Genomic DNA, 18850 nt, shown 5'->3' on the forward strand with positions numbered 1-18850 from the left:
CCACCGGCCACCGGGCCGACGACCAGCACGACGAGGAGACGACGGATGCGCACACGCACGACGAGAACGACGGTGGCCGTGGCCGCCCTGGTCACCGCCCTGACCTTGGGCGCCTGCACCGCACAGACCGGTTCCACGCCGGCGGCGAGTACATCCCCCGCAGCCGACGAGGGCGCGGCCCCCACCCTCAAGCCGCTCGACCAGGCGGGCCTCACGACCCTGTTCGAGGAGACCGCGAAAGAGCTCGGCCAGCCGGGGGCCGTGATGCTGCTGCGCACCCCCGAGGGCGACTTCACCGCGACCTACGGCGTCACCAGCCCGGGCGGCAGCACGCCCGTCTCGGCCGACGACCACATCCGGATCGGTTCGAACACGAAGACCATGACCGGAACCGTCATCCTGCAGCTCGTGCAGGAGGGCAAGATCGCCCTCGACGACCCGGTGTCGAAGTACCGGCCGGATGTTCCCAACGGCGAGAACATCACCATCGAGCAGATGCTGATGATGCGCAGCGGGCTCACGAACTACACCGAGACCCTCGAACTCAACGAGGCCTTGGACAACGAGCCGCAGCGCGTGTGGCAGCCCGAGGAGCTCGTGGCGATGGGCCTGGCCCTGCCGCCCGACTTCGAGCCGGGTACGAATTACCACTACTCCAACACCAACACGGTGCTGCTCGGCCTGATCGCCGAGCAGCTCGACGGCAAACCGCTGCAGCAGATCTTCGCCGACCGCATCTTCACCCCGCTCGGGCTCGACGAGACCTCGTTCCCCGCGCTGGAGGACAGCAGCCTGCCGTCGCCCTACTCCGACGGCTACTTCTGGTGGACCAACGTGAACACCCTCGCCTCGTCGAAGCTCCCGCCGGACCTGCTGGCGGCGGCCGACGCCGGAACCTTCCTGCCGAACGACGGCACCCTCGACAATCCCTCGTGGGCCTGGGCGGCCGGCTCCGCCATCTCCACCGCCGGCGACCTGGCCGACTACGTCGAGGCCCTCGTGGGCGGCGACGACGCCCTGCTCGACCCCGAGATGCAGGCCGCGCGCATGGACAGCTTCCAGTCCACCGACCCGAAGGATCCGACCGCCGCGGCCTACGGCTGGAACATCGGGCAGTTCGGCCAGTTCTACGGCCACTCGGGAGAACTCCCGGGCTTCAACTCCTTCATGGGCTACGACCCGGTGGCGGATGTGACGCTCGTGGTGTGGGCGAACCTCGCTCCGGCGGCGGATGGGCGGGGGCCCGCGGCGTGGATCGCGCGCACGCTCATCGACGAGATGTACACGAAGTAGGACAGGGTCGCGGGGGCGATCAGGGCGGTTCCGGCGGTCGCCGGGGCCGCCCTGCGCAGTTCCGGCGGTCGCCGGGGCCGCCCTACGCGGTTCCGGCGGTCGGCGGGGCCGCCCTACGCGGTTCCGGCGGCGGCCAGGTAGCGGATGACGGCGAGCACCCGGCGGTGGTCGTCGGCCGCCACCGGCAGGCCGAAGGTGTCGTAGATGCGCGAGGTGTGCTGCACCACCGCCTTCTCGGAGGTGCCGAGGCGGGCTGCGATGTGGGCGTTGCTGCGCCCCTCGGCCATCAGGCCGAGCACCTCGAGCTGGCGGGGCGTGAGATCGCCGACCGGGCCGCTGGTCTTGCTCGCGCGCGCGACCAGCACGGCCACGACATCCGGATCGAGGGCGGTGCCACCGGCCTGCACCCGCCGCAGGTCGGCCGTGAAGGTGCGCACGTCGGCGATGCGCTGCTTGAGCAGGTAGCCCACTCCGCCCTCGCGCTGCTCGAGCAGCTCGGTCGCGTATCGCCGCTGCACGTGCTGCGAGAGCACCATCACCGCGACGCCGGGATGAGCGCGGCGGATGCGCAGGGCCGCGAGCAGGCCCTCGTCGGTGTGCGTGGGCGGCATCCGGATGTCGGTGATCACCAGGTCGGGTGACAGGCGCGCCACCTCGAGCTCGAGTTCGACCGCTGTTCCGACTGCCGCCTCCACGTCGATGCCGTCGTTCTCGAGCAGGTGCACGAGGCCCTCGCGCAGCAGCACTTCGTCTTCGCCGATCACGACCCGCATGGCAGCTCCACTCTCAATTCCGTTCCCACGCCCTCGGGCGACTGCAGCTCGAAGGATCCACCGAGGGCGTCGACCCGGTCGACCAGGCCCTTCAGCCCGGTGCCGTCTTCGACCCGCGCCCCGCCGCGTCCGTCGTCGGCGACACGCACCTGGAGCAGCCCTCCCGTGCGGGTCAGTTCGACCCGAACGGTGCGGGCGCCGGAGTGCTTGACCGCGTTGGTGAGCGCTTCGGCCACGATCAGGTAGGCGGACTGCGCCGTGGCCGGAGCGAGCGCCCGATCGTCGACGTCGCTGATCAGGGTGGCCGGGATGTCGAGCCGATCGACGAGGTCTTCGGCCGCCGCCGTCAGCCCGCGCTCGACCAGAGCCGAGGGCAGGACCGCATGAACCAGCCGCCGCAGGTCGGCGGCGGCATCGTCGATGCGGTGCCGCAGCGCCGTGACGGCGTCGGCCGTGGCCGGGGACGCGTCGTCGGAGTTGGCGATCTGCTGGGCCTCGAGCGCGAGCAGCACCAGCTGCACCTGCAGGCCGTCGTGCAGATCCCGGGCGATACGGCTGCGTTCGCGGTCGGCGGTCTCGACGATGCGCAGGCGCGAGAGCACCAGAGCCTCGTTGCTGGCCACCAGGGCGGCCGTGAGCCGTTCGCGGTCGAGGGCGATGGCGAACACCCGGCCCGCGCGGCGCACGATCTCGGGATCGGTGATCATGCGCCCGTCGTAACTGATGGCCCCCACCAGCCGGGACTCCACGCGCACCTCGTGCCAGATCCTCGGCGGCACGTGCTCGCCCTCCGGCACGTCGGCCCCGTGCTCGTCGACGAAGGCCTGCCGGTCATCGGCCCAGTAGGCCACCCGCAGCGAATCGTCGCCGAGCGAGCGGGCGAGCGCCTCCCCGACCGCCGCTCGGGTGGAGCCCGCGATCCCGAGCCAGGCGCTCAGGGCATCCGCTTCGGCCGTCTGTGAGAACCCGCCGAGCAGCACGCTCAGCAGGAAGGCGATCGGGATGCCCGCCAGCACGGCGAGCTGGATGAGGCCCACCACGGCGGTGTCGACGTCGAAGATCCGCAGCACGTTCGCCGACATCGGGATCGCCAGCACGGCGAGGATGCCGTAGAGGTAGAGCGGCAGCAGCACCCGCAGGTTCTTCGGATCGGCGGAGCGCAGGCGGCCGATCAGGAAGACCGCGGTCGCCACCATCACGCCGAGCCCGACCACGCTCTGCACCCACAGGGCGAGGTCGAGCAGGAGGGGCTGATCCGGGGGCAGCAGGTAGAGGGGAGCCTGCAGCACGAGGGTGACGCCGTACCCCACGGCGACCGTGACCACGGAGAGGGTTCCCCGGAGGCGCCCTGACGGGAAGGCGTGCAGCAGGTGCACGGTGACCGAGAGCACCATCGTGGCGAACACGGCGCTCAGCTCGATGAGCACCGGCAGGCCGAGGTTTCCGGCCCCGCCCAGGAACATCGAGACCGCGCCGACGAGCAGCAGCCCGCCGGTGCCGCTCAGCGGCCGCTGCCACCAGGCGATGACGCCCGCCGCCGTCCAGATGAAGAACACCGCGGTGAACGCGGCCGGAACCCAGAACGGCACCGGTGCGACGGCGCCCACCGCCAGTTGCAGGCCGCCGAGCCCGAGCGCGAACACCGAGAGGAACAGCAGGGCCGGGCGGAGCGCATCCGTTCGCACGGCCCGCGGGCGCGCCGGAACCGTCGCGGGCGGGAGCCCCGTCGGAGCAGGAGTGTCGGTCACGGCGTGCGGATCACCTCAGCCCGAGCCTAGGGGCGCGCGCCGCCCCCGCTCAATGGACCTGGGTCCCCCTGTCGGCCCGGGTGAGGCAGGCACGGGTGGCAGGGTGGGCCCTCGGCGAGTGAAACGGCTACGCGAGCGCTCGCGCCGCCGTCTCGGTCGTCGCATTTGCTCGCCAGCCCAGCGCCGGGCCGACCTCGCGCACCAAGGCATCGATCTGCCGTCGCGCGTGGTCGGCGTCGAAGGTGTCGTGGAACGAGGCGTTGGCCACCAGGTGCGTGCCGAAGTCGCGCAGTACCGGGTCGGCCTCGATGCCGTCCACGACGTCTGCCGGCGAGCCGTAGATGGCCACGCTGTCGAGGTAGTCGCGCACCGAGAGCCCCTTCAGGGTGGTGTTGCCGCTCTGCGCGCCGCGCTCGGCCAGGAACGGCAGCTTGGGCGCGAGCGCCGGCTCGACCTCGCGCACGACGTCGTCTTTGCTCGCCCCCAGGTAGAGGAATCGGAAGGCGCCGACCCGCGGCTCGGACTGCGGATGCACGCGCGCCAGCTCGTCGACGTAGGCGGCGACCTTCGGATGCTGACCGGCGCCGGCCGGATCGAAGAACGCCCCGACCTGGATGCCGTGATCGGCCCGCGCGGCGGCACGGGCGCGGGCTTCGGAGGTCACGCCCTCCCAGACGCGGCGCGGGAGTCCCGGGAGATACGGCTGCAGGCGCGGGCTCGCGGCATCCGTCGTCAGGGCCGGCGCCGCCCGGGCATTCGGTGTCAGGGCCGGCGCCGTCAGGGCCTGACCGGTCAGAGCCGCGTTCAGGCGGGCCAGCTTCTCGTCGTAGAGGCGGTGCCGGTCGGCGGCGTCGAGCCCCCAGGCCTCGAAGGCGCCGAGGTTCGCGCCGCCGGTTCCGAGGCCGAGGTGCAGGCGGCCGCGGGCGAGCACGTCGAGCACGGCGGCATCCTCGGCCAGTCGGAGCGGGTCTTCGAGGGGCAGCGTCACGATGCCGGTGCCGAGCGCGATCCGCGAGGTCTCGCGCGCCACCGCCGCGAGCAGCACGAGCGGCGAGGGAACCGGGCCGGGCGTGATGTCGAAGTGGTGCTGGCCCACCCACACGCCGTCGAGGCCGACCTGCTCGGCGTAGCGGATGGTGGCGAGCACGTCGTCGTAGAGCCGAGCCGTGGCATCCGGAGTCTTGTCACGGAGGCCGAGGTTGAAGGCGAAGCCGAGCTTCAGCGGTGCGCGGCCCATCAGGCGAACTCGGGGGTGAACTCGGGCGTGCGGGACGAGGCCTGCAGGTGGCCGCGCAGGGTCTCGGTCTCGTACTCGTGCCGGTAGAGACCGCGGGCACGCAGGATGGGCACGAGCTCGTCGGCGATCACCTCGAGCTGGTCGATCAGCCGGTCGGGCTGCAGGTTGAAGCCGTCGATGGCACCGGCGTGGAACCAGTCCTCGATCTTGTCGGCGAGCTGTTCGGGCGTGCCGACGAAGCCGCCGTGGCCCGAGCCCGTGTAGCGCGTCTCGCGCAGGTACTCGCGCACGGTCGGCTTGCTCTGGCGGATACGCTCGAAGATCGACTGGCGGAAGCCGATGCTGCCGCGGAAGGCCGTGGGGTCGAGCGGGGCGTCGAGCAGCTCGGCGGGGAAGGGCTCGTCGAGCTCGAGCGTCGACACGTCGTAGCCGATCGCCTGCGAGAGCCAGAGCACCGAGTAGGCCGAGGGGCCGAGGTCGTGGATCTCGTCGACCCGGCGGCGCGCCTCCTCCTCGGTGCTGCCCAGGGTGAGCAGCAGGCCGGGGAGGATCTTCACGGCATCCGCCGAGCGCCCGAAGCCGACGGCGTTCTGCTTCACCTCCCGGTAGTGCTCGATCGCGCCCTCCTTGGTGAGCTCGGCCGCGAACACACCGTCGCCCACGCGGCCCGCCAGCGCGCGGCCCTGGGGCGATCCGCCGGCCTGGAAGATCACCGGGCGACCCTGCTTCGAGGGCGGCACGTGCAGGCGGCTCTCGAGATCGAAGTGGCGGCCGTGGTGAACCACGTCGACGCCGGTGCGCGCCGACTCCCAGAGCGCGATCACCAGGTCGGCGAACTCCGAGCCCCGCTCGTAGCGGTCGCCGCGGCCGAGCACCTCGTCGAGGCCGAAGTTGTTGGCCGATCCGGTGTCGCGGGACGTGACGAGGTTCCAGGCGGCCCGGCCGCCGGATGCCACGTCGAAGCTCAGCAGGCGCTCGGCCAGCTCGAAGGGGTCGTTGAAGGTGGTGGAGGCCGTGGCGATGAGGCCGACCCGGCTGGTGGCCCGGGCCACGTGCGACCAGATGATGGTGGGGTCGAGCCGCGTGTTGTTGGCGTCGTAGGAGGGGTTGCCGAGGAGGGGTCCGTCGGCCAGGAAGATGGCGTCGAGCGTGCCCCGCTCGGCCAGCTCGCCGATCCGCCGCCAGTAGTCGGGGTCGGTCGGCGCGTGCGTGTGCAGCAGGTCGCTCTGCCAGGCGGCGGGCAGGTAGCCGAGCGTCAGCACGTTGATTCCGAGGATGACGTGACCCTCGCGGCGTTCGGACATCTGGGGCTCCCTTCGCTCGGCACGGTGCCGAATCGGATGACTTCAAGGCGACGGTAGAGGATCGCCGGGCGGCTCGGCGGGGGCGGTGCGCGGGGGCGCAACATTGCTCAACAGAGCGCGCGAAACGCGGCGAATGTGTCGCCGGATGACCCCACCGGGGCCTCGGTGCCGGGCCGTTTTCTAGCCTGACGGCATCGATCGCGCGAGCAGTCGCATCCGGTCGCCTCCCCAGACGGCCGGGCTTCGATCGCAGCAGAAGGGATGCGCCATGACGCACACGACGAGACGGCTGCTGGCCGTTGGGCTGAGCGGGCCGCACCTGGTCGCGCTCGCCGAGCAGCCGGAGGCGGCGGCGGAGTTCGACGAGCTGGACCTGGCGTTCGTCGCGCTCGGGGTCGATCGCGCGATCGAGCCGGCGGATGGCGCAGCCGTGGATGCAGCTGCTGCGAGCGCCGCTGCGTCGGGCGCCGATCCCCTGGGCGCCACCATCGACTCCAGCGTGGCCGCCACGGTGTTCGCCACCGACGCCCCGAACACCGCCGTCGTGGTGGTGGCGGCGCCGCACCGCGACCATCCCTACAACCTGGGTCGGCGCGTCGCGTCGCTCGACCACCTGAGCTCCGGACGCACCGGCCTGCTGCTCGGCGAGCGCGACAGGTTCGCACCCGCCGCTGATGCGGGCCGCGAATCATGGAGCGGCGCCCGCCTCTCGCAGGGTGCCCCGCTCGAGCCGGCCACCACCCGCGACGCCACGCTCGCCCTGCAGAAGCTCTGGCAGAGCTGGCCCTCCGACACCATCGTGGGCGACCGCGCCACCGGTATCTACGCCGAGGCCGACCGCATCGTGCACATCGACCACGACAGCGTCTTCTCGATCGCGGGACCGCTCAACGTGCCCTCGACGCCGCAGGGCGCGCCCGTCGTGGGCTGGTTCGCCGACGGGGCCGAGCAGCTGGAGGCCGCGGTCGGGGTGGCCGACCTGCTGGTGGTTCCGGCGGGCATCCTGGAGTCGGCTCTCGCCGTCTCCCCTGGGGTACCGGTTTTCGCGATCGTGCCGGTGGGCGTCGACGCCACCGCGCACGAGGTGGCCGCGGCTCTCGGGGGGCTCGACCTGCGCGGGCACGTGCTGCTGGTTCCGGATGCCCGGCTCACGGCATCCACGATCACCCTCCTTGTGCGCGATCTCGGCGTGCTGCTACCGGAGTTCGCCACGCCAGGCGGTGCTTCCGCACCGGATGCGCTGACCGTGGATGCCTCGACCCCTCCTACCTCCCCCACCCTTTCCTCCCCCACCCCTGCCTCACCCACCCCTTCTTCCCCCACGTCGGCCACCCTGACGCTGCGCGAGCGACTCGGACTCGGTGCGCCCGCTCCGCTTCTGGCCGGCGCCCGCGCCGCCTTCCCCGCTCCTTCCGCGCAGGTGGCGCGATGAGCGGCGACCGCCCGGAGCCGGCATCCGTCGCCACGCCACACCACCCCGCCGAGCCGGCATCCATCGCCACGCCACACCACCCCGCCGAGCCGGCATCCGTCGCCGAGCCACGCCACCCGGCCGAGCCGGCATCCGTCGCCGAGCCGCACTACGACTGGGAGGGCTTCGGGTTCGACACCCGGCAGGTGCACGCCGGCGAGCTGCCGGAGCCCGGCTTCGGGTCGCGGATCACGCCCATCCACCTCTCGAACGCCTTCCGCTTCGACTCGTTCGACCAGACCCACGGCCGCTTCGCCGGTACCGACGAGGGCCAGCTCTATTCGCGGCACCTCAACCCCACGAACGTCGTGGCCGAGCGGCGGATCGTCTCGCTCGAGGGCGGCACGGGCGCGGTCGTCGTGGGCTCGGGAACCGCCGCCATCAGCTCGGCGCTGATCGCGCTGCTCGAGTCGGGCGACCACTTCGTGTCGACGGCGAGCATCTACAGCGGAACCCAGGTGCTGTTCAACCGAGCGCTGAAGCGGCTGGGCATCACGGTCGGCTACGTGTGGGATCCGGATGACGAGGCCGAGTGGGAGGCCGCGATCCGCCCCGAGACGAAGGCGATCTTCACCGAGACGATCCCGAACCCCAAGAACGACATCGTCGACATCGAACGGGTGGGGCGGATCGCCGCCCGGCACGGCATCCCGCTCGTCGTCGACAACACCGTCGCCACGCCTTACCTGATCCGGCCGCTCGAACTCGGGGCGAGCATCGTCGTGCACTCCTCGACGAAGTTCCTGGGCGGGCACGGGGCCGGCATCTCGGGCGTGATCGTCGACGGTGGCACCTTCGACTGGCGCGCCTCGGGGCGACGCTATCCGCTGCTCACCGACGAGCAGGTGCCGGGCGTGCCCTCGTTCCTCGACCGGCTCGGCGTCGAGCACGCCTTCGAGGCGTACCTGCGGCTCACCGTGGTGAACGACCTCGGGCCGGCGCTGTCGCCGTTCAACGGATTCCTGCTGCAGCAGGGCATCGAGACGCTGTCGCTGCGCCTGGAACGGCACCTCGACAACGCGCGAACGATCGCGCTTTGGCTGGCGGCGCAACCCGAGGTGGAGTCGGTCGACTTCGCGGGGCTGCCCGGGCATCCACAGCACGCGCTCGCCGAGCGCCTCTACGGCGGCCGCACCGGATCGGTGTTCGCGTTCACCGTCGCCGGCGGGCTCGAGGGAGCCCGGGTGTTCATCGACCGGCTGCAGGTGTTCTCGCGGATGACCAACATCGGCGACGTGCGCTCGATGGCGATCCATCCCGGAACCACCACGCACCTCTCCTTCGATGCCGAGAAGAAGGAGCGGCTCGGGATCGTGCCGGGCCTCATCCGTCTCTCCGTCGGCATCGAGACCGTCGACGACCTCATCACCGATCTCGGCAACGGGCTGCGCGCCGTGCGCGACGCCGGCCTCGTGCCCCACCACTCGCTCGAAACCAGCGCCTCTGGAGGCCACTGATGTCTGCAACCGCCACCGCCACTGCCACCGCCACTGCGCCCGCTCCCGCAACGGCCGCCGCGCCTCCCGCGCACACCGACCTGCTGGTGCCCGCCACCGCGACCGACGCCGAGCTGTCGGCGCACTTCCAGCCGGTGTTCGACCGGATCGCCGCCGGCAACCTCGAGCGCGAGCAGCACCGCGTGTTCCCGCACGAGCAGGTGCGCTGGCTGATCGAGGCCGGGCTCGGGCGGGTGCGCATCCCGGTCGCCCGCGGCGGTTTCGGGGCCTCGCTGCGCCAGACCTTCCAGTTGCTCACCGACCTCGGTGAGGCCGATCCGAACGTCTCGCACGTCTGGCGCAACCACTTGGCCTTCGTCGAAGACCGGCTGAACGCCGAGCCGTCCGCGAAGAACGACGTCTGGATCGACCGGCTCGTGGCGGGCGAGTTCGTGGGCGGCGGCTGGACCGAGGCGAACAACGGCTCGTTCTCGAACCTCAAGACCATCCTCTCGCCGGCTCCGGATGGTGACGGCTGGCGCATCACGGGTGCCAAGTTCTACGCCACGGGCAGCCTCTACGCCGACTGGCTCGACGTGATCGGGCGCACCGAGGAGGGCCGCATCATCACGGCGCTCGTGCGCCGGCACCAGCCGGGAGTGGAACTCGTCGACGACTGGTCCGGCTTCGGCCAGCAGACCACGGCGAGCGGCAGCGCGAACTACGCCGACGCGCACGTGGATGCGGCCGACCTGTTCCCGGCTTCGGAGCGGTTCAGCTACCAGGCGCTGTTCTACCAGACGTCACTGCTGGCGATCCTGGCCGGCATCACACGCGCCACGCAGCGCGACGGCATCGCGGCGCTGACCGCCCGCGGACGCAACTACAGCCACGGGCTGGCGAAGGTCGCGGCCGAGGATCCGCAGCTGCTCCAGGTGATCGGCCGGGTCTCGGCGCTCGCCTTCGGTGCCGAGGCCGCTGTGCAGCGCTCCAGTGCCACGCTCGACCTCGTGGCGGCGGCGCGGGCGGAGGCGCTCCTCACAGGCGACCGCTCGGGCACCGCCGAGCACGAGGCGCTGGTCTTCGCCACCGTCGAGACCACCCGCGCCCAGGTCGCGATCATCGAGTCGGCGCTCACCGCGACGACGATCGTGTTCGACGCCCTCGGCTCCTCCGGGGTCTCGAAGCACCGGGCGATCGACCGCCACTGGCGCAACGCCCGCACGCTCGCCTCGCACAACCCGCGCGTCTACAAGGAGCGTATCCTCGGCGAGTGGTTCGTGCACGGCACCGACCCCACGAAGATCTACGGCGAACTCACCGACTCCGCCGGCGGCCAGAGCGCCTGACCGCCGTCGTGGTCGCTGCCGTGCGCCACCCGGTTCGGTTCGAAACTGCAGAAATACCGGGGACCGACGCCGTATACGGGGTCGCTCCCCGGTATTTCTGCATGTTTGAACGATCAGTGCTGGTGGGGGGCCTGCTCGTGGGCGCCGGAGAGCTTGAACGCGAGGCGGCCGTGGGCGTAGCCGCCGCCGGCGCGGATGGCGGTGGCCACCCAGGCGGCCTCGGCGAGCTCCGCCTCCGAGGCGCCCGCCTTCACGGCGTTCTGGCTGTGCGCGTCGATGCAGTACACGCACTGGGTAGTGATGCCCACGGCGAGCGCGATCAACTCGCGGTACTTCAACGGGATCTCGCGCCCCTCGGGCTGGAACACCGCGTTGTCGAACGCGGCGAAGGCCGCGAGGATGTCAGGCGTCTCCTTCTTGTAGACGGAGGTGTACTTCTTGTCCTCGGTGCGGTCGAAGTAGTCGGACATGGGCGTTCCTTTCAGAGGATGCGGTCGTGGGTGCCGCAGGGAAGCGGTTCGGTCGTGCGGACGGGGTCGCGGCTCAGGAGAGCGCGCGGTCGAGGTCGGCGATCAGGTCGGCGACGCTCTCGGTGCCGATCGAGAGCCGGATGAGGCCCGGCGTGATGCCGAGCCGCGCACGCAGCTCCTCGCTGAAGCCGAGGTGCGTGGTGGTGGCCGGATGCAGCGCCATCGAGCGCACGTCGCCGATGTTCGTCATCCGGCTGATCACCCGCAGGCGGTCGGTGAAGCGCTGAGCCCCCGCCGAGCCGCCGCGCACGGTGACGGCGAACACCGACCCGGAGAGCCCGCCGTACAGTTTCTCGGCGAGCGGGCGATACGGGCTCGAGGGCAAGCCGGCGAAGTCGACCGACTCGACTCCCGGATGCTCTTCCAGCCAGGCCGCGATCGTCGCGGAGTTCGACAGGTGCCGATCCATCCGCAACGAGAGCGTCTCGATGCCCTGGTGCAGCAAGAAGGAGTGCAGCGGCGAGAGCGCCGGCCCCAGATCGTTCACCACGGCGTCACGGGTCGCGCGCGCGTAGGCGGCACGACCGAACCGCTCCAGCGCCGACTTCGCACCGGGCGCCGGCGGGGCGGTGATCAGCGGGTAGTCCCGGCTCGCGGTCGCCCAGTCGAAGGCACCTGTGTCGACGATGGTGCCCGAGATCGCGGCGCCGTGCCCCGACAGGAACTTCGTCGAGGAGTGCACCACCACGGCCGCGCCGTACTCGCCCGGCCGGATCAGGTACGGCGTCGCGACGGTGTTGTCGACCACGAGCGGGATGCCGTGCCGGGCCGCCACCGCGGCCACGTGCTCGAGGTCGACGATGTCGTTCTTGGGGTTCGGGATGGTCTCGGTGAAGATCGCCTTCGTGTCGGGCCCGATCCGCTGTTCCCACTCGTCGTCGTCGAGCGGGTTCCAGACGTAGTCGACGCCGATGCCCATCCGCTCGAAGCTGCGGCCGAACAGGATGCGGGTGCCGCTGTAGATCGAGGCGGTCGAGACGAAACGCTCGCCCGAGCGCACCAGCGCGAACAGCGCCGCGGTGATGGCGGCCTGCCCCGACGACACGACGATGGCCTCGACGCCGCCCTCGAGCGAGGCGATGCGACGCTCGGCCACCGAACCGGAGGGGGTGCGCTGACGGGAGTAGATGAGGCCGTCGCTGTCGCCGGCGAAGCGGTCGCGGCCGTCCTGCCAGGAGTCGAAGCGGTAGCCGGCCGTCAGCGCGATCGGCGGGATGCGGGCGCCGGCCACCGGATCGGCGTACTCGCCCGCGTGGATCTGGCGGGTGTCGAAGCCGTAGCCCTCCCAGTCGTACTCGGGCTCATCGGCAGCGGGCACCGCGCCGTCGGAGGCCGTCTCCGCGGGATCGGTCGGGTCGGGGTAATCGCTCATCGGGACCTTCCGGGGATCGTGGCGACGGCATCCGCGATCGCGGACACCGCTTGCTCCAGTATCGGGCGGGGCATCGCGAACACGAGCCGCACGAAGCCCTCGTAGCCGGCCCCGCAGAGCGCACCGTCGGTCAGCGTGACACCCGCGCGCTCGCGCAGGAACTGCGCCGGAGAACCGGCCGCACCCTGGCCGAGCTCGCGCACGTCGAGCCAGGCGAGGTAAGTGGCCTCGGGCACCTCGTAGCCCACCTGCGGCAGCCGATCGGCCAGCAGCTCCCCCAGCAGTCGCCGGTTGCCGTCGAGGTACTGCACCACGTCGGCGAGCCACGCGCGGCCGTGCCGGTAGGCGGCCGTGGAGGCAACCACACCGAGCGTCGAGGCGCCGTGCTGCACCGCGAAGCCGAAACTGCGGTAGTGCCGCTGGTCGGCCGCGTTCGAGGTGATCAGCTGCGCGGCCTTGAGGCCCGGGATGTTCCAGGCCTTCGACGCGCTGGTGCCGGTGATCGTGTGCGCGGCCGTCGCATCCGACAGCGAGGCGTAGGGGATGTGCTCGCGCGCGTCGAAGCGCAGCGGCGCGTGGATCTCGTCGGCGAACACCCGCCCGCCCCGCCGTTCGACGACCGCGGCGATCGCCTCGAGCTCGCCGCGGGTGAGTGCCGTGCCGGTGGGGTTCTGCGGATTGCACAGCACCAGGGTGCCGGCGCCCGCGGCGAAGGCGGCGTCGATGGCGTCGAGGTCGTGCCGCCAGCGCCCGCCCTCCACGATCCCGGGCACCTGGACGACCTCGCGGCCGAGCGTCGGCGGGTAGGTCAGAAAGGGCATGTACGCCGGGGTCGGGATGATCACGGCGGAGCCCTCGGGCGAGAACTCGGTGACGGCGACGCCCAGCGCGGCCATCACGTCCGACACCGGATGCACCGTGGCGGGGTCGATCGACCAGCCGAACTCCTCAGTCATCCACCCGGCCGTCGCCTCGGCGAGGTCGTGCGCGGTGGGCGGCGACAGGTAGCCGAGCACGCCATCGGCGACGGCCCGCTGAAGTGCCTCGGTCACGGCCGGGGCGGTGCCGAAGTCCATCTCGGCCACCCAGGCGCCGACGGTTCCCGGATGCAGACTCCACTTGCGGCTGCTGGGCAGATCCAGCTGTGCCGCCGTGATCTCGTCGAATGGGTGCATCTGCCTTGTTCCGTCATGGCGCGGTCCACGCCGCGCCCGCGCTCCATTCTGGTGCGGGAGACCCCGACGACCGAGAGTGTTACAGGATGCGTCGCCCAGACCGACGAGCCGTTACCGCTGGAGCGCCACCGCGAGGCACCCGCGCAGCCCACTCACGAATTGATGAGCTGATGCACCCGCTGGGGGCTGACGCCGAGAACGCGGCTCGTATCCTTCTGCGAGAAGCCCCGATCACGGAGCTTCACTACGATCTCTCGCTTGAGACGTGCGGCTTCGGACACCGCTGCACGACCCACCTCTTCTTTCTCATTGGCTTCGGCCAACTGGCTCTCGATGTCGGCGGGGAGGTCGACGTGCACGGCCACCTCGACCTCGCTCTCGTCGATTCGCAACCAGGTGGCGATGATGTCGCGCGCCTCGAACGGAACGTCTTCCAGACTGCGAGCCTGACCACTGGTGTCGAGCTCCGGCACACGGAAGTACCACCAGCGACCGTCGCGGGCGACATGGACCTCGTAGGTCGTGGCCATTGCGGTTCCCCTTCTCATTTCCAATTGCGAGGCACCGTTCGGAGCTTCTTCATCAAGTCGCCGAGCACGAAACCTCCCACGTCGTGGTGCGGGATCGAGTGCATCACGGACTCGTCGGGGAGGCCCCAGATCTCGTGGCTGCCTTTACCCTGCCGCAGAAACACCCAGCCGTTGGATCGAATGACCTTGATCACGTCTCGGTACTTCTGCGGCCTGGGCATCAGGCTACCCTAGGCACCCTTGATCGACCAGCCAAGGGTGGATTGATATTTGTGGAAAACGTACCCCGGCTGAGGGCGGCTGTGGTGTCCCGCCCGCTACCGCTCGAGCACCACCGCGAGGCCCTGGCCGACGCCGATGCAGATGGCCGCCACCGCGACACCGCCGCCGCGGCGCTTCAGCTCGTGCGCGGCGTGGCCGATGATGCGGCCGCCGGACGCTCCGAGCGGGTGGCCGATCGCGATCGCACCGCCGTGGATGTTGAGGCGGGCCGGGTCCAGGTCGGGCCAGCCGGCCAGGCACGCCAGACTCTGCGAGGCGAAGGCCTCGTTGAGCTCGACGAAGTCGACATCCGCCCAGGTCTTGCCGGCCCGCGCGAGGGCCTTGTTCGCCGCCTCGATGGGCGCGATCGGGAACACGTCGGGGTCGACGCCGTGCGCCGCCCGGCCCGCGATCCGCGCGAGCGGCTCGCCGGGCAGCACGCCCTCGCCGGCCAGCAGCACGGCCGAGGCGCCGTCGTTGATGGAGGAGGCGTTGCCCGCGGTCACCGTTCCGGTGCCGTCGGTGGCGAACAGCGGCTTCAGGCCCGCGAGTTTCTCGACCGTGGTGCCGTCGCGGATTCCCTCGTCGCGCGCCAGCTCGTGCCCCGGAACCTGCACGATCTCCGAGTCGTAGACCCCATCGGCCCAGGCCTTCGCGGCCTTCTCGTGCGACGCCACCGAGAAGGCGTCCTGCTGCTCGCGGGTGATGCCCCACTCGCGCGCGATCTTCTCGGCCGACTCACCATTGCTGATCGTCCACGGCGTCGGCAGCGCCCGGTTGGTCATCCGCCAGCCGATCGAGGTGTTCCACATCGTCTGGTTGCCGACGCCCGGCCACGGCTTCGCTGACTTCTCCACCACGTACGGCGCACGGCTCATCGACTCCACCCCGCCGGCCAGCACGATCTCGGCGTCGCCGGATTCGATGGCCCGGGCCCCCTGGATGACGGCCTCCACCGAAGACGCGCACAGACGGTTGACGGTGACGCCGGTCACGGATGTCGGGAACCCCGCCAGCAGCGCGCCGAAGCGGGCCACGTTGCGGTTGTCCTCGCCGGCCTGGTTGGCGTCGCCGAAGATCACGTCGGCGATCCGGGCCGGGTCGACGCCGGTGCGCTCCACCGCGGTGCGCATCACGAGCGCGGCCAGGTCGTCGGGCCGCACGCCCGACAGGGCCCCGGCGGCCCGGCCGAACGGGGTGCGCACAGCATCGTAGATATAGGTGTCGGTCATTGCGGTCCTCACGTCGTCGTGGCGTCCACCAGCTCCAGGCCGGTCAGTTCGCGCAGTCCTTCGATCGTATTGCCGCCGAACAGCTCGCGCACCGCGAAGCCGTCGCCGGTCACGTCGAACACGGCGTGATCGGTGTAGACCCGGGACACGCAGCCGAGCCCGGTGAGCGGATACGTGCACTCGGCCACCAGCTTCGACTCGCCCTGTTTGGTGAGCAGGTCGGTCATCACGTAGAGGTCCTTCGCTCCGATGGCGAGGTCCATCGCTCCGCCGACGGCCGGGATCGATCCCTCGGCACCCGTCGACCAGTTCGCCAGGTCGCCGTTGCCCGCCACCTGGAAGGCTCCGAGCACGCAGATGTCGAGGTGCCCGCCGCGCATCATCCCGAACGAGTCGGCGTGGTGGAAGTAGGCGGCCCCGGTGACCGCGGTCACGGCCTGCTTGCCGGCGTTGATGAGATCCGGATCGACCCTGCCGGGTTCGGGCGCCGGCCCCATGCCGAGCAGCCCGTTCTCGGTGTGCAGGATGACCTCGCGGTCTTCGGTGAGGTAGTTCGCCACGAGGGTGGGGGCGCCGATGCCGAGGTTCACGTACGAGCCCGAGGGGATGTCGTCGGCGATCCGCCGCGCGAGCTCCTGCCGGCTGATGGTGGTCATGATGCGCCCTCCGTTCTGCTGTCTTCCGAGCTGGCGACGGCATCCGGATGCGGCAACGGCCGCCCGTCGATGTCGACGCCGCCGACGAACTCGCCGTCGCTCAGCCACGGCCGCTCGCCCACGGCGACGACCCGGTTCACGAACAGGCCCGGCGTGACGACCGCCTCGGGGTCGATGCCACCGAGCGGCACGACCTCGTCGACCTGCACCACCGTGGTGGTGGCGGCCGCGGCCATGATCGGCCCGAAGTTGCGCGCCGTCGCCCGGTACACCAGGTTGCCCCAGCGGTCGGCGGTGCGCGCGCTGATGAGGGCGAAGTCGGCCTTGATCGGGTACTCGAGTGCGTAGACCCGTCCGTCGATCTCGCGCGTCTCCTTGCCCTCGGCCAGGAGGGTGCCCACGCCCGTCGGCGTGAAGAAGCCTCCGATGCCCGCTCCGGCGGCCCGGATGCGCTCGGCCAGATTGCCCTGCGGCACCAGCTCGAGTTCGATCGCCCCCTCGCGGTAGAGCCCGTCGAACACCCAGGAGTCGGCCTGGCGCGGAAACGAGCAGATGACCTTGCGCACCTTGCGCGCGGCCAGCAACGCCCCGAGTCCGACGTCGCCGTTGCCGGCGTTGTTGCTCACGATCGTGAGGTCGCCGGCACCCTGCTCGATGAGTGCGTCGATGAGTTCGACCGGCTGGCCGGCGCGGCCGAAGCCGCCGATCATCACGGTCGCGCCGTCCGGGATCCCGGCCACGGCATCCTGCACCGAGGCCACGGTCTTGTCGATCATGGTGTGCTCATCTCGCGGACCCGTCGCCGGTCTCGAGGAACTCGGCCACGAAGGCGGTGTTGAAGTCGCCGCTGCGGAACCGCTCCGTCTCGAGGATGCGCTTGTGGAACGGCCCCGTGGTGACGATGCCCGCCACCACCATCTCGTCGAGCGCCCGGATCGTGCGCGCGATCGCCTCGTCGCGGTCCTGGCCCCAGCAGATCAGCTTGCCGATCATGGAGTCGTAGAACGGCGGGATCGTGTAGCCCGTCTCGATGTGGGTGTCCATCCGGATGCCGAAGCCGCCGGGTGCGCGGAACTCGCTGATGGTGCCGGGGCCGGGTGCGAAGCCGCGGTCGGGGTCTTCGGCGTTGATGCGGCACTCGATCGCGTGGCCGGTGATGCGCACGTCGTCTTGCGTGATGCCGATCGGGATGCCGCCGGCGATCTGCAGCTGCAGCTTGATCAGGTCGATGCCGCTGACCATCTCCGAGACCGGGTGCTCCACCTGGATACGCGTGTTCATCTCGATGAAGTAGTAGGTGCGCTCGATGTTGTCGAATACGAACTCGACCGTGCCGGCGTTCTTGTAGCCGACCTCGTGACAGAGGGCGACGGCGGCCTCGGCGAGGCCCTTGCGCAGCTCGGCATCCAGCACCGGCGAGGGCGACTCCTCGATCAGCTTCTGGTTGCGGCGCTGCGTGGTGCAGTCGCGCTCGCCCAGGTGCAGCACGGTGGTGCCGTCGGAGATGACCTGGATCTCGATGTGCCGGATGTCGGTGAGGTAGCGCTCGATGTAGACGCTCGGATCACCGAAGGCCACTTCGGCCTCGGACATGATCTCCTGCAGGTCTTTCTCGAGGGTCTCGGCCGCGTTCACCACGCGCATGCCGCGACCGCCCCCGCCGGCCGCCGCCTTGATCAGCAGGGGGTAGCCTACGTCGCTCGCCACGGCGAGCGCCTCGGCGTACTCGGCGATGGCTCCCTCCGAACCAGGGACCGTGGGCACACCGGCGCGGCGGGCGATCTTCTTCGCCTCGATCTTGTCGCCCATCCGTCGGATGACGTCGGCGGCCGGGCCGACGAAGCCCACCCCTTCTTGCTCGCAGAGGGCGGCGAAGTCGGCGTTCTCGGAGAGGAAGCCGTAACCGGGGTGGATGGCGTCGGCCCCGTAGGCCAGCGCCGCACCCACGACCGCCTGCGCGTTGCGGTAGCTCGCGTTCACCTTCGCGGGTCCGATGCACACCGCTTTGTCGGCGAGTTTCACCGGCAGCGAGTCGGCATCCGCTTCGGAGTAGACCAGCACGCTCCGGATGCCGAGCTCCTTGCAGGCCCGGATGATGCGCAGGGCGATCTCGCCCCGGTTGGCGATGAGGACGCTCTTCAGCTCAGCCATGGCGCTTGATCACCAGCAGCGGCTGGCCGTACTCGACCGCCTGCTCGTTCTCGACCAGGATCTGCGTGACCGTGCCGTCGAACTCGGCCTCGATGTTGCTCATCAGCTTCATCACCTCGACGATCGCGAGCACCGAACCCTTGGTGACGGTGTCGCCTACCGAGATGAACGCGGGGGCGCCGGGCTTGGGCGAGGAGTAGTAGGTGCCGACCATGGGCGCTTTGACGGCGACCTCGTCGGCCGCGAGGTCTCCGGATGCGGCGGGCGGGGCCGCGGGGGCCGGGGCCGCGGCGGGAGCAGGCGCGGGTGCAGCCGCAGCCGGCGCAGGAGCC

Annotated in this window: 18 protein-coding genes; 4 read left to right on the forward strand and 14 right to left on the reverse strand. The window is 70.8% G+C overall.

Annotated features, from left to right (window positions below; genetic code table 11):
* The first annotated feature begins 45 nt into the window (after positions 1-45).
* Positions 46-1293, forward strand: coding sequence for a serine hydrolase domain-containing protein (locus Q0D75_RS07555; protein WP_291051248.1), 1248 nt, complete (start codon positions 46-48; stop codon positions 1291-1293).
* A gap of 113 nt (positions 1294-1406) precedes the next feature.
* Here Q0D75_RS07555 and Q0D75_RS07560 read toward each other — a convergent pair whose 3' ends face one another.
* The 4 genes from Q0D75_RS07560 to Q0D75_RS07575 all read right to left on the reverse strand — a co-directional run bounded on the left by Q0D75_RS07560 (position 1407) and on the right by Q0D75_RS07575 (position 6355).
* The gene (locus Q0D75_RS07560; protein WP_291051250.1) at positions 1407-2066 is read right to left on the reverse strand and encodes a response regulator transcription factor; all 660 of its coding nucleotides are present in this window, start codon (positions 2064-2066) and stop codon (positions 1407-1409) included.
* On the reverse strand, positions 2054-3814 hold the full coding sequence (locus Q0D75_RS07565; protein WP_291051253.1) for a histidine kinase: 1761 nt from the start codon (positions 3812-3814) through the stop codon (positions 2054-2056). Before Q0D75_RS07565 ends, Q0D75_RS07560 begins: the two co-directional genes overlap by 13 nt.
* 127 nt (positions 3815-3941) lie before the next feature.
* Positions 3942-5051 carry an LLM class flavin-dependent oxidoreductase gene (locus tag Q0D75_RS07570; protein WP_291051256.1) on the reverse strand — a complete coding sequence of 370 codons (1110 nt, stop codon included), beginning with the start codon at positions 5049-5051 and terminating at the stop codon, positions 3942-3944.
* Positions 5051-6355, reverse strand: coding sequence for an LLM class flavin-dependent oxidoreductase (locus Q0D75_RS07575; protein ID WP_291051259.1), 1305 nt, complete (start codon positions 6353-6355; stop codon positions 5051-5053). The genes Q0D75_RS07570 and Q0D75_RS07575 overlap by 1 nt, the downstream gene beginning before the upstream one ends.
* Before the next feature lie 268 nt (positions 6356-6623).
* Here Q0D75_RS07575 and Q0D75_RS07580 point away from each other — a divergent pair, with 268 nt between their 5' ends.
* The 3 genes from Q0D75_RS07580 to Q0D75_RS07590 are packed head-to-tail and all read left to right on the forward strand — an operon-like array spanning position 6624 to position 10611.
* Entirely contained in the window at positions 6624-7787 is a 1164-nt protein-coding gene (locus Q0D75_RS07580) for an LLM class flavin-dependent oxidoreductase (RefSeq protein ID WP_291051261.1), read from the forward strand.
* Positions 7784-9283: an aminotransferase class I/II-fold pyridoxal phosphate-dependent enzyme gene (locus tag Q0D75_RS07585; RefSeq protein WP_291051264.1), complete on the forward strand. Its 1500-nt coding sequence runs from the start codon at positions 7784-7786 to the stop codon at positions 9281-9283. Before Q0D75_RS07580 ends, Q0D75_RS07585 begins: the two co-directional genes overlap by 4 nt.
* A complete protein-coding gene (locus tag Q0D75_RS07590; protein WP_291051267.1) occupies positions 9283-10611 on the forward strand; it encodes a monooxygenase in 1329 nt (442 codons plus the stop codon). The genes Q0D75_RS07585 and Q0D75_RS07590 overlap by 1 nt, the downstream gene beginning before the upstream one ends.
* Before the next feature lie 113 nt (positions 10612-10724).
* Here the strand turns inward: Q0D75_RS07590 and Q0D75_RS07595 are convergent, their stop codons facing one another.
* The 10 genes from Q0D75_RS07595 to accB all read right to left on the reverse strand — a co-directional run.
* Positions 10725-11081 carry a carboxymuconolactone decarboxylase family protein gene (locus Q0D75_RS07595; RefSeq protein ID WP_291051270.1) on the reverse strand — a complete coding sequence of 119 codons (357 nt, stop codon included), beginning with the start codon at positions 11079-11081 and terminating at the stop codon, positions 10725-10727.
* Positions 11082-11154: 73 nt separating this feature from the next.
* Positions 11155-12513, reverse strand: a complete 1359-nt coding sequence (locus tag Q0D75_RS07600) for an aminotransferase class I/II-fold pyridoxal phosphate-dependent enzyme (protein WP_291051271.1) — start codon at positions 12511-12513, stop codon at positions 11155-11157.
* The gene (locus Q0D75_RS07605) at positions 12510-13688 is read right to left on the reverse strand and encodes an aminotransferase class I/II-fold pyridoxal phosphate-dependent enzyme (protein WP_291051274.1); all 1179 of its coding nucleotides are present in this window, start codon (positions 13686-13688) and stop codon (positions 12510-12512) included. Before Q0D75_RS07605 ends, Q0D75_RS07600 begins: the two co-directional genes overlap by 4 nt.
* A 152-nt stretch (positions 13689-13840) precedes the next feature.
* Positions 13841-14218: an antitoxin HicB gene (locus Q0D75_RS07610; RefSeq protein ID WP_291051277.1), complete on the reverse strand. Its 378-nt coding sequence runs from the start codon at positions 14216-14218 to the stop codon at positions 13841-13843.
* Between the two features lie 14 nt (positions 14219-14232).
* The gene (locus Q0D75_RS07615; RefSeq protein WP_291051280.1) at positions 14233-14439 is read right to left on the reverse strand and encodes a type II toxin-antitoxin system HicA family toxin; all 207 of its coding nucleotides are present in this window, start codon (positions 14437-14439) and stop codon (positions 14233-14235) included.
* Between the two features lie 96 nt (positions 14440-14535).
* On the reverse strand, positions 14536-15711 hold the full coding sequence (locus Q0D75_RS07620; RefSeq protein ID WP_291051282.1) for a thiolase family protein: 1176 nt from the start codon (positions 15709-15711) through the stop codon (positions 14536-14538).
* A gap of 8 nt (positions 15712-15719) precedes the next feature.
* Positions 15720-16367 (reverse strand): 3-oxoacid CoA-transferase subunit B, encoded by a 648-nt coding sequence (locus tag Q0D75_RS07625; protein WP_291051284.1) that lies wholly within the window; start codon positions 16365-16367, stop codon positions 15720-15722.
* Complete coding sequence (locus Q0D75_RS07630; protein WP_291051287.1) at positions 16364-17143, reverse strand: 3-oxoacid CoA-transferase subunit A; 780 nt, start codon at positions 17141-17143, stop codon at positions 16364-16366. Before Q0D75_RS07630 ends, Q0D75_RS07625 begins: the two co-directional genes overlap by 4 nt.
* A gap of 7 nt (positions 17144-17150) precedes the next feature.
* Positions 17151-18518 carry an acetyl-CoA carboxylase biotin carboxylase subunit gene (gene accC / locus Q0D75_RS07635; RefSeq protein ID WP_291051290.1) on the reverse strand — a complete coding sequence of 456 codons (1368 nt, stop codon included), beginning with the start codon at positions 18516-18518 and terminating at the stop codon, positions 17151-17153.
* A partial coding sequence (accB, locus tag Q0D75_RS07640) for an acetyl-CoA carboxylase biotin carboxyl carrier protein (protein ID WP_291051293.1) occupies positions 18511-18850 on the reverse strand: 340 nt, incomplete at its 5' end. The genes accC and accB, both read right to left, overlap by 8 nt.

This window comes from Herbiconiux sp. (genome assembly GCF_023264855.1).
Taxonomy (GTDB): Bacteria; Actinomycetota; Actinomycetes; order Actinomycetales; family Microbacteriaceae; genus Herbiconiux.

What these genes read in the sequence shown, in the direction of transcription:
- Q0D75_RS07555 (WP_291051248.1), top strand. Translation starts at nt 46, where the DNA reads ATGCGCACACGCACGACGAGAACGACGGTGGCCGTGGCCGCCCTGGTC.
- Q0D75_RS07560 (WP_291051250.1), bottom strand. Translation starts at nt 2,066, where the DNA reads ATGCGGGTCGTGATCGGCGAAGACGAAGTGCTGCTGCGCGAGGGCCTC.
- Q0D75_RS07570 (WP_291051256.1), bottom strand. Translation starts at nt 5,051, where the DNA reads ATGGGCCGCGCACCGCTGAAGCTCGGCTTCGCCTTCAACCTCGGCCTC.
- Q0D75_RS07575 (WP_291051259.1), bottom strand. Translation starts at nt 6,355, where the DNA reads ATGTCCGAACGCCGCGAGGGTCACGTCATCCTCGGAATCAACGTGCTG.
- Q0D75_RS07580 (WP_291051261.1), top strand. Translation starts at nt 6,624, where the DNA reads ATGACGCACACGACGAGACGGCTGCTGGCCGTTGGGCTGAGCGGGCCG.
- Q0D75_RS07585 (WP_291051264.1), top strand. Translation starts at nt 7,784, where the DNA reads ATGAGCGGCGACCGCCCGGAGCCGGCATCCGTCGCCACGCCACACCAC.
- Q0D75_RS07590 (WP_291051267.1), top strand. Translation starts at nt 9,283, where the DNA reads ATGTCTGCAACCGCCACCGCCACTGCCACCGCCACTGCGCCCGCTCCC.
- Q0D75_RS07595 (WP_291051270.1), bottom strand. Translation starts at nt 11,081, where the DNA reads ATGTCCGACTACTTCGACCGCACCGAGGACAAGAAGTACACCTCCGTC.
- Q0D75_RS07600 (WP_291051271.1), bottom strand. Translation starts at nt 12,513, where the DNA reads ATGAGCGATTACCCCGACCCGACCGATCCCGCGGAGACGGCCTCCGAC.
- Q0D75_RS07605 (WP_291051274.1), bottom strand. Translation starts at nt 13,688, where the DNA reads ATGCACCCATTCGACGAGATCACGGCGGCACAGCTGGATCTGCCCAGC.
- Q0D75_RS07610 (WP_291051277.1), bottom strand. Translation starts at nt 14,218, where the DNA reads ATGGCCACGACCTACGAGGTCCATGTCGCCCGCGACGGTCGCTGGTGG.
- Q0D75_RS07615 (WP_291051280.1), bottom strand. Translation starts at nt 14,439, where the DNA reads ATGCCCAGGCCGCAGAAGTACCGAGACGTGATCAAGGTCATTCGATCC.
- Q0D75_RS07620 (WP_291051282.1), bottom strand. Translation starts at nt 15,711, where the DNA reads ATGACCGACACCTATATCTACGATGCTGTGCGCACCCCGTTCGGCCGG.
- Q0D75_RS07625 (WP_291051284.1), bottom strand. Translation starts at nt 16,367, where the DNA reads ATGACCACCATCAGCCGGCAGGAGCTCGCGCGGCGGATCGCCGACGAC.
- Q0D75_RS07630 (WP_291051287.1), bottom strand. Translation starts at nt 17,143, where the DNA reads ATGATCGACAAGACCGTGGCCTCGGTGCAGGATGCCGTGGCCGGGATC.
- accC (WP_291051290.1), bottom strand. Translation starts at nt 18,518, where the DNA reads ATGGCTGAGCTGAAGAGCGTCCTCATCGCCAACCGGGGCGAGATCGCC.